Annotated in this window: 11 protein-coding genes and 1 pseudogene; 8 read left to right on the top strand and 4 right to left on the bottom strand. The window is 35.3% G+C overall.

The window, feature by feature from the left end; all coding sequences use genetic code 11:
- A pseudogene (locus tag AC1DTM_RS14215) lies at nucleotides 1-302 on the bottom strand (arginine decarboxylase); the annotation flags it as partial.
- Nucleotides 303-685: 383 nt separating this feature from the next.
- Between AC1DTM_RS14215 and AC1DTM_RS14210 the strand changes: the two are divergent.
- A complete protein-coding gene (locus AC1DTM_RS14210; RefSeq protein WP_002146003.1) occupies nucleotides 686-955 on the top strand; it encodes a UPF0223 family protein in 270 nt (89 codons plus the stop codon).
- Nucleotides 956-1,043: 88 nt separating this feature from the next.
- Here AC1DTM_RS14210 and AC1DTM_RS14205 read toward each other — a convergent pair whose 3' ends face one another.
- On the bottom strand, nucleotides 1,044-1,670 hold the full coding sequence (locus AC1DTM_RS14205; protein WP_088099485.1) for a YktB family protein: 627 nt from the start codon (nucleotides 1,668-1,670) through the stop codon (nucleotides 1,044-1,046).
- A 205-nt stretch (nucleotides 1,671-1,875) separates the two neighbouring features.
- On the opposite strand from AC1DTM_RS14205, the gene AC1DTM_RS14200 reads away from it, so the two are divergent.
- Nucleotides 1,876-2,064 (top strand): hypothetical protein, encoded by a 189-nt coding sequence (locus AC1DTM_RS14200; protein ID WP_002088326.1) that lies wholly within the window; start codon nucleotides 1,876-1,878, stop codon nucleotides 2,062-2,064.
- 88 nt (nucleotides 2,065-2,152) lie between these two features.
- Nucleotides 2,153-2,944, top strand: a complete 792-nt coding sequence (locus AC1DTM_RS14195; RefSeq protein ID WP_016106043.1) for an inositol monophosphatase family protein — start codon at nucleotides 2,153-2,155, stop codon at nucleotides 2,942-2,944.
- Nucleotides 2,945-2,988: 44 nt separating this feature from the next.
- Here the strand turns inward: AC1DTM_RS14195 and AC1DTM_RS14190 are convergent, their stop codons facing one another.
- Complete coding sequence (locus AC1DTM_RS14190; protein ID WP_000400127.1) at nucleotides 2,989-3,168, bottom strand: DUF5325 family protein; 180 nt, start codon at nucleotides 3,166-3,168, stop codon at nucleotides 2,989-2,991.
- A gap of 140 nt (nucleotides 3,169-3,308) precedes the next feature.
- Between AC1DTM_RS14190 and typA the strand changes: the two genes are divergently transcribed.
- The 3 genes from typA (at nucleotide 3,309) to AC1DTM_RS14175 (ending at nucleotide 5,910) form a co-directional block, all read left to right on the top strand.
- Nucleotides 3,309-5,153, top strand: a complete 1,845-nt coding sequence (gene typA / locus AC1DTM_RS14185) for a translational GTPase TypA (protein ID WP_002160682.1) — start codon at nucleotides 3,309-3,311, stop codon at nucleotides 5,151-5,153.
- Between the two features lie 161 nt (nucleotides 5,154-5,314).
- The gene (locus AC1DTM_RS14180; protein ID WP_002160683.1) at nucleotides 5,315-5,617 is read left to right on the top strand and encodes a YlaH-like family protein; all 303 of its coding nucleotides are present in this window, start codon (nucleotides 5,315-5,317) and stop codon (nucleotides 5,615-5,617) included.
- A 17-nt stretch (nucleotides 5,618-5,634) separates the two neighbouring features.
- A complete protein-coding gene (locus tag AC1DTM_RS14175) occupies nucleotides 5,635-5,910 on the top strand; it encodes a hypothetical protein (RefSeq protein WP_002146008.1) in 276 nt (91 codons plus the stop codon).
- A 35-nt stretch (nucleotides 5,911-5,945) separates the two neighbouring features.
- Here AC1DTM_RS14175 and AC1DTM_RS14170 read toward each other — a convergent pair whose 3' ends face one another.
- Nucleotides 5,946-6,146: a YlaI family protein gene (locus AC1DTM_RS14170; RefSeq protein ID WP_002111485.1), complete on the bottom strand. Its 201-nt coding sequence runs from the start codon at nucleotides 6,144-6,146 to the stop codon at nucleotides 5,946-5,948.
- Between the two features lie 145 nt (nucleotides 6,147-6,291).
- Here AC1DTM_RS14170 and AC1DTM_RS14165 point away from each other — a divergent pair, with 145 nt between their 5' ends.
- Complete coding sequence (locus tag AC1DTM_RS14165; RefSeq protein ID WP_002160684.1) at nucleotides 6,292-6,747, top strand: PNPOx family protein; 456 nt, start codon at nucleotides 6,292-6,294, stop codon at nucleotides 6,745-6,747.
- A gap of 246 nt (nucleotides 6,748-6,993) precedes the next feature.
- Nucleotides 6,994-8,130: PhoH family protein (locus AC1DTM_RS14160; protein WP_477000376.1), on the top strand; the 1,137-nt coding region annotated here is incomplete at its 3' end.

The raw sequence follows: 8,130 nt of genomic DNA, 5'->3' as shown, positions 1-8,130 counted from the left end.
ACGCTCATCACCATTGTCATAATTGCACCACTTGTACCTTGAATAGAAAAGAACGTATGATCTGCACCGAAAGCAGCGGCTGCTAAATCCTGTGCTTCTTTAATCATACCTTTTGGATGATGTAAATCATCGAGCGGCGCAATATTAATTAAATCAATTGCTAATGCATTATGCCCAATAAATTCGCGAAATGTAGGATCCATGCCCTGTCCTTTTTTATGACCAGGAATATGGAATTGAACTGGATTTCGCTTACTGTGCTCAACTAAAGTGGTAAACAATGGTGTTTCGTATTGGGACAATCTATACACCCCTTCTTCTTCGTAATATTTATTAGAGTTTGTTTTATATGATTTCATCTCATTCTAAAAGGAAATTAAGATGACAAACTTTTAGAACTTGACTTGTTTTTCTGCCATTCGCAAGCGTCTTTTTGGGGATGGTAGTCTCACTTTATTCTCTATAAAACAAAAGCATTATATCACCAATAATTATAGATGTATAGAAAAATCTCATTTTCAAGGTGAGTATGTTTAATAGTTATATTTTAAATAATACAAAGAGGAAGACAATTCCATCGAAATGGATAAATGGTGTATAATGCAGAGTGGCTATAGTGAGGAATAAAAGGTTCTCTTAAAGGTAGCATAATGGAAAAAGAAAGAATACTGAATGAGGTGCAAAAATGGAATATCAATATCCACTTGATTACGATTGGTCAAATGAAGAAATGGTAGCAGTTGTAAAGTTTTATGAAGCGATTGAAAAGGTATATGAAAAAGGAGTTTTGAGAGAAGATTTGATGGAATTATATCGTCGTTTTAAAGAGATTGTGCCATCGAAGGCAGCGGAGAAAACAATTGATAAAGAATTTCAAGAAGTAAGTGGATATTCTATATATCGTACGATTCAAAGAGCAAAAGAAGTAGCGGAAAAAAAGATTGTTAAAATGTAAAAATATTTTGAAAAATAAAATACAAAGTGCTATAATGTGATAACAACTAAAAACGGACAATATAAATTGTCCGTTTTCTACTATCGATTTATCGATTAGAAATCGCATATAAAGGAAGGAGTGATTGCATCGTAGATTCAATCTTAGCAAGGAATTGTTCGTTGGTCATTGCTGAAAACTCCTCTGGTGATATATGAATACCGACTAATAATTCTGCTTTTTTCACAGTAGCTAAACGTTCAATCATCTTTTGTAAGTCTTCCGTTTCAAGCGTTTTATGTGATTTTACACCTGGTTTAGTATGGTCAATGGACCAAACGAAGTCATTTGGAATATTTGTTTTTAAATCATTTAAATGTTCTAAGAAGGCGTGAGCCGTCTCCACTTTTTGTGGACACTCATAGATTAAACCAAAGTATATGAAGGCATGAGTACCCCATAAACCAATTTGGAAGTGTGGTAACATTTTATATCCACGTTTATTTGTTGAAAAAGCAACCCAAGTATCGTTTGGTGGATTGACTTTGCGGCGTGCATGTTTTGCTACATGGTAGAAAAAATTTCCATCGGTTTGTTGTGATAAATATTCTGCAAACTGTTCCCCTAAAGCTTCTAGCTTAGGATGAATATTCGTTTTAATTGCGCTCATTCGTTCTTCAAGACCATCAACAGTAAAGACTTCAAAATCAGTTGATGTGAATGTTTGTAGTGTCATGATTGTTCCTCCAACTCCTATTTTGTTTTAATTTTAGCATAGCTTGTACTATTCATAAAAAAAACAGCACAAAAAAATTTAAATAAAAAAATATAATTGTGTTGCATAGATGATTTATCCAACATAGTATAGTATAAAACAAAAAATCAGAAAATTGAATCAATTCTAGTCCGAGGGCAGACGAATATTGGGAGGAGGCAAAAAAATGAGACAGGTGATTAATGCGTTAAAGAGAACAGATGCTGAAAAGAGAATTCCGGTGCTACGTTTGGAGCTAGATTATGAATTAGCAACTTTATATGATGCGATGATGGATAACGACAACCAGAAAAAAGAAGAGTGCGTACAAAAATTAGAAGTGTTAAGACTTGAAATGATCCGTTTAGAAGCGTAATAATAGTATATGTATAAATAATTAGTTGGTGCGAACCTTATAAAGGGTTCGTTTTTTCTGTGAACAGTATAGATCGGAGTGTTTAAACATGCAAGAAGTATGGAAAGACATCGATACACACGCGAAACAGTGGATTCGAGAAGCGGGAGAATATTTAATGGCGTCACTGAAAAAAACACTTATTATAGAAACAAAGTCAAATGCAGCTGATCTAGTAACAAACATGGACCGAGAAACGGAGCAGTTTTTAATTGGGAAAATTAAAGAAACATTCCCGGCTCATAATATTTTAGGAGAAGAAGGCTACGGAGATGAGATTACCTCTTCTAATGGGGTTGTTTGGTTAATTGATCCAATTGACGGCACGATGAACTTTGTTCATCAAAAAAGGAATTTCGCAATCTCAATCGGGATTTATGAGAACGGTATCGGAAAGATTGGTCTTATTTATGATCCAGTTCATGACGAACTATATCATGCGGTAAAGGGAGAAGGGGCTTTTTGCAATGATTTAGCTATTCCCATGTTGGAAAAAGGAACGGTAGAGCATGGAATTATAGCTTTGAATGCGATATGGCTTACTGATAATCCATTGCTTAATATGGAAAAAATGATGATGCTCGTTAAGAAGGCGAGAGGTACGAGGTCATATGGTTGTGCAGCGTTAGAAATGGTATATGTTGCAACGGGAAGATTAGATGCATATGTAACACCGCGCTTATCGCCATGGGACTTTGGCGGGGGACAGATTATTGTAGAAGAAGTTGGCGGTAAAGTGACAACGTTCTTGGGAACACCTCTTTCTATTGTAGAGAAAAGCAGTGTGTTAGTTGCAAAACCAGGAGTATACGAAGAATTATTACCATTTGTATCGCAATAATAAAAAAAAGTAAGAGGCATAAAGAAGCTTCTTACTTTTTAATGTTATTGCGATTTACGCATTTTTCTTTTTGTTACAAAACCGTATCCGACTGTAACAAATGTGCCGATAATGCAAATGATAATGCCGATGGGACTATTTTCAGCAATCATAATTCCGATACCAATTAAGAAGATAACACCGATAATTGCTGTTAATAAAAAGCGATATTGAATGTGTTCCATTTCTTCACCCTCCAATCTCATTTTACTTTCACAAAAGTAAGAATACAACTATATTTTCATTCTTGATTTTATTTTGATTGCCATTGTATCCCCTTCGCTCTTATAATAGAGAAGGATTAAAAAGACATTAGGAGTTGGACATGTTGAAAAAACGACAAGATTTACGAAATATAGCAATTATTGCCCACGTTGACCATGGTAAAACAACACTTGTTGACCAGTTATTACGTCAAGCGGGGACGTTCCGTGCGAATGAACATATTGAAGAACGCGCAATGGACTCAAATGATCTAGAAAGAGAACGTGGTATTACAATTTTAGCGAAGAATACTGCGATTCACTATGAAGATAAAAGAATTAACATTTTAGATACACCTGGTCACGCTGACTTCGGTGGAGAAGTAGAACGTATCATGAAAATGGTTGATGGTGTTCTACTTGTTGTTGATGCATATGAAGGTTGTATGCCACAAACACGATTTGTTTTAAAGAAAGCTCTTGAGCAAAACTTAACTCCAATCGTTGTTGTAAACAAAATTGACCGTGACTTCGCTCGCCCTGATGAAGTAGTTGATGAAGTAGTTGACTTATTCATCGAACTTGGTGCAAACGAAGATCAATTAGAGTTCCCAGTTGTATTTGCATCAGCAATGAACGGAACAGCAAGCTTAGATTCAAATCCAGCAAATCAAGAAGAGAATATGAAATCATTGTTTGACACAATTATTGAACATATTCCAGCACCAGTTGATAACAGCGAAGAGCCACTTCAATTCCAAGTAGCACTTCTTGATTACAATGACTATGTTGGTCGTATCGGGGTTGGACGCGTATTCCGTGGTACAATGAAAGTAGGACAACAAGTTGCATTAATGAAAGTTGACGGAAGTGTAAAACAATTCCGTGTAACTAAATTATTTGGTTACATTGGATTAAAACGTCAAGAAATTGAAGAAGCAAAAGCCGGAGATTTAGTAGCTGTTTCAGGTATGGAAGACATTAACGTAGGTGAAACGGTATGTCCGGTTGAGCATGAAGAGGCTTTACCATTATTACGTATTGATGAGCCAACACTACAAATGACATTCCTTGTAAATAACAGCCCATTTGCAGGTCGTGAAGGTAAATTCATTACATCTCGTAAAATTGAAGAGCGTCTTCGTTCACAATTAGAAACAGATGTAAGTTTACGTGTAGATAATACAGATTCTCCTGATGCATGGATCGTATCTGGACGCGGGGAATTACATTTATCTATCTTAATTGAAAACATGCGTCGTGAAGGTTATGAACTACAAGTATCTAAGCCTGAAGTAATTATTAAAGATGTCGATGGCGTAAGAAGTGAGCCTGTAGAGCGCGTACAAATCGATGTGCCTGAAGAATACACTGGTTCTATTATGGAATCAATGGGTGCACGTAAAGGTGAAATGTTAGATATGGTGAATAACGGAAACGGTCAAGTTCGCCTTACTTTCATGGTTCCAGCACGTGGTTTAATTGGTTACACAACAGAATTCCTAACATTAACTCGTGGTTATGGTATTTTAAACCACACATTTGATTGCTACCAACCAGTACATGCTGGACAAGTGGGTGGACGTCGCCAAGGTGTTCTAGTTTCACTTGACGCAGGAAAAGCATCACAATACGGTATTATGCAAGTTGAAGATCGCGGTGTAATCTTCGTTGAACCAGGTACAGAAGTATATGCTGGTATGATCGTTGGAGAACATACACGTGAGAATGATTTAACAGTTAACGTTGTAAAAATGAAACAACAAACTAACATTCGTTCTGCGACGAAAGATCAAACTTCAACAATGAAAAAACCACGCTTAATGACTTTAGAAGAGTCATTAGAGTACTTAAACGATGACGAGTTCTGTGAAGTAACTCCAGAATCAATTCGTCTACGTAAAAAGATTCTTGATAAGAGTGAGCGCGAAAGAGCTGCTAAGAAAAAGAAATCTGTTGAAGCATAAAATAATAGAACAGCTACCTTTATAAAAGGTAGCTGTTTTTTTGTTTTATGTTTATTTTTTTTTGAATATTTACTCTTTTTTGTGGACAGTATTTTTTTTGCGAGTTACTCTTGTATTAAGTACATAAAGAGAATTTGTTTCATGAGGAGAGGTGAAAGATAGTGTTAGAAAGAATGTCATTTTTCGCGAAACTTTGTAAAGTTGATGAAAATCCAGAGGTAGGGATGTGGTTGCTTTATGGAACAATAATTTTATTAAGTGCACTTGTATATAATTTAGGATTTGCAAGGAAGCTGTCGGTACTAAAAAATATAGTGATATATACATCTTTAGCAATTGGATGCACGGTATTAACTTTTTTTGCAGTTTTTTTACCCGTTGGAGAGGGACTCGTTGTAGCGGCAATTGTACTTGGAATTTATAGACTGCGTTTACGTCAAGCTAAACAACAAAAAACAGGGTGAAAAAAGGAGGGGCTTTCATGCGCTCAGTACAAGATGCACTATATAATTGGTTAACAATTAAAACGGTTGCGGAAGCACGTCCAGATGATAGCGCTGCACAAGAAACGTATGTATTATTTCAAAATATGATATATGAAGAGCATAAATTACGAAATGTAGAAGTTGAAAAGAACGAGGAAATGTATTTGATTACATATGAAATTGATGGAGAAATAAGGTGTGCAAGATTTCCGGTAGAAGCCATTGATTGTTTTTTGGATCAGATGAATCGTGAACCAGAAAAATACAAATAAGTCCTTATCTATATGATTAAGGACTTATTTCCGGTTTACCAATCGTCTTCTACTTTTTTATCACGATATAATCGGAAATTACCACTCGCATGGCGTTCCATAGTACGCTCTGCAATTCGTTCCGTACATTCCATGCACATATATGTATGAATAGGGCGATTACGCAGTTTTTTTGCCATAGGATTTTCGTCATCTAACATATCTTTTTTATCACAAATCATACATTTGACTCTCATTTCGTCACCTCAATACGAATTCTATCAGTATAAGTATATCATGGAAGTATAATGTTTTTGAATAATAGCGGGAAAAAATAATATTTTCGCAATTCGAAAAATAGGTTATGATAAGGATATATAAATAATATTTGGAGGTGGAAATATGGCGAATGTAGTTGAGCCTACATTGACAGGTGATTTAGTACAATCTTTGCGTAAAGAGTGTATCGTTATGATAGCAACAATAGATTTCGAAAAACAAATTCCTAACGTAAGTGCTATTTCTTGGGTATATGCAGTGAGTGAAACTAGTATTCGATTTGCGGTAGATCAACGCTCACGTATTGTGGGGAATATACGGCATAGTGCAGGGGTTGTATTGACTATAATGGCGAATGAATCCGTATTTTCCATAAGTGGTGAAAGTAAAATTTTAACAGATAGAATGGAAGGGATTCCTCTAAAATTAACGGTAGTAGAAGTGAATGTACAAGAAGTTCGTGATGTTATGTTTTATGGTGCGAAACTTGCTACTGAACCAACATATGAAAAAACATATGATCTTCGAGCTGCTAAAAAGCTTGATAATCAAGTATTAGTAGGAATGAAAGAATTATAAAGAAGATGAATAGGAACATCGTTCATAAACTTTTATAAGTGAGTATTGTGATTTAATGTGAAAAATTATAATAAAAAGTAATATATTGAATAGAAATGAATAAAAAATAAAGAAAAGGTTTAATTTCTATGAATTTCGATTCTACCTCGTTTTTACGGTACATATAATTATAACAATGGTTCGTCCATATTTTATGGATGAAACCCTTGTTCTACAAATTTAAAAGTGGAGTCAGGGGGTAACAGGTTGGATAAAATTTATGTGTTAGATACGAATGTACTTTTGCAGGATCCTTTATCTATTTTTTCATTTGCAACAAATGAAGTAGTGATTCCAGCAGTTGTATTAGAAGAGGTTGATTCGAAAAAACGTTATATGGATGAAGTAGGACGAAATGCTCGCTATGTATCTAAGTTAATCGACAAATTTCGTGAAATRGGAAAGCTGCATGAAAGTATTCCGTTAGAAAACGGCGGTACATTTCGTATTGAATTAAATCATCGCTCATTTGTGCAACTGCAAGATATTTTTGTAGAAAAAACAAATGATAATCGAATTTTAGCGGTAGCGAAAAACCTCTCTTTAGAAGAACAAGAAAAAGAGGACGGGAAATCAGTTATTTTAGTAAGTAAAGATGTACTCGTAAGGGTAAAAGCTGATGCAATCGGATTGCAGGCCGAAGATTATTTAAGTGACCGAGTAATCGAAGTGGAAAATATATATTCAGGATTTTTAGAAGGGTATATATCAAAAGAACAGTTAGATTATTTTTATGAAAAAGGTGAACTACCTTTATCTGAAATCGCAAATCATCCTTTTTATCCAAATCAGTTTGTTGTAATGAAAGATGCACTAGGGGGTTCTAGTTCTGCTCTTGGGATTGTGGATCATTTAGGTAAGAAGGTGAAAAAACTTATTTTTCACAATGAGCAAGTGTGGGGGATACGCCCACGAAACGTGCAGCAAATTATGGGATTAGAATTGCTACTTCGGGAAGATATTCCACTTGTAACGTTAACAGGGAAAGCCGGTACAGGAAAAACGTTACTTGCATTAGCTGCGGGACTAATGCAAACGGAAGATTTAGGGTTATATAAAAAACTACTTGTCGCGAGACCAATTGTACCGGTAGGAAAAGATATAGGCTATTTACCAGGAGAGAAAGAGGAAAAATTAAGACCGTGGATGCAGCCGATTTTTGATAATCTAGAGTATTTATTCAATACGAAAAAGCCTGGGGAGCTAGATGCTATTTTAGCTGGAATGGGTTCGATTGAAGTAGAAGCGCTTACCTATATACGCGGGAGAAGTATTCCAGATCAGTTTATTATTATTGACGAGGCACAAAATTTAACGAAGCATGAAGTGAAGACGATATTAACA

It is taken from the genome of Bacillus sp. P4_D3, assembly GCF_056401855.1.
The sequence above is the reverse complement of the archived record's forward strand: the minus strand, read 5'-3'. Positions and strand labels throughout refer to the sequence as shown.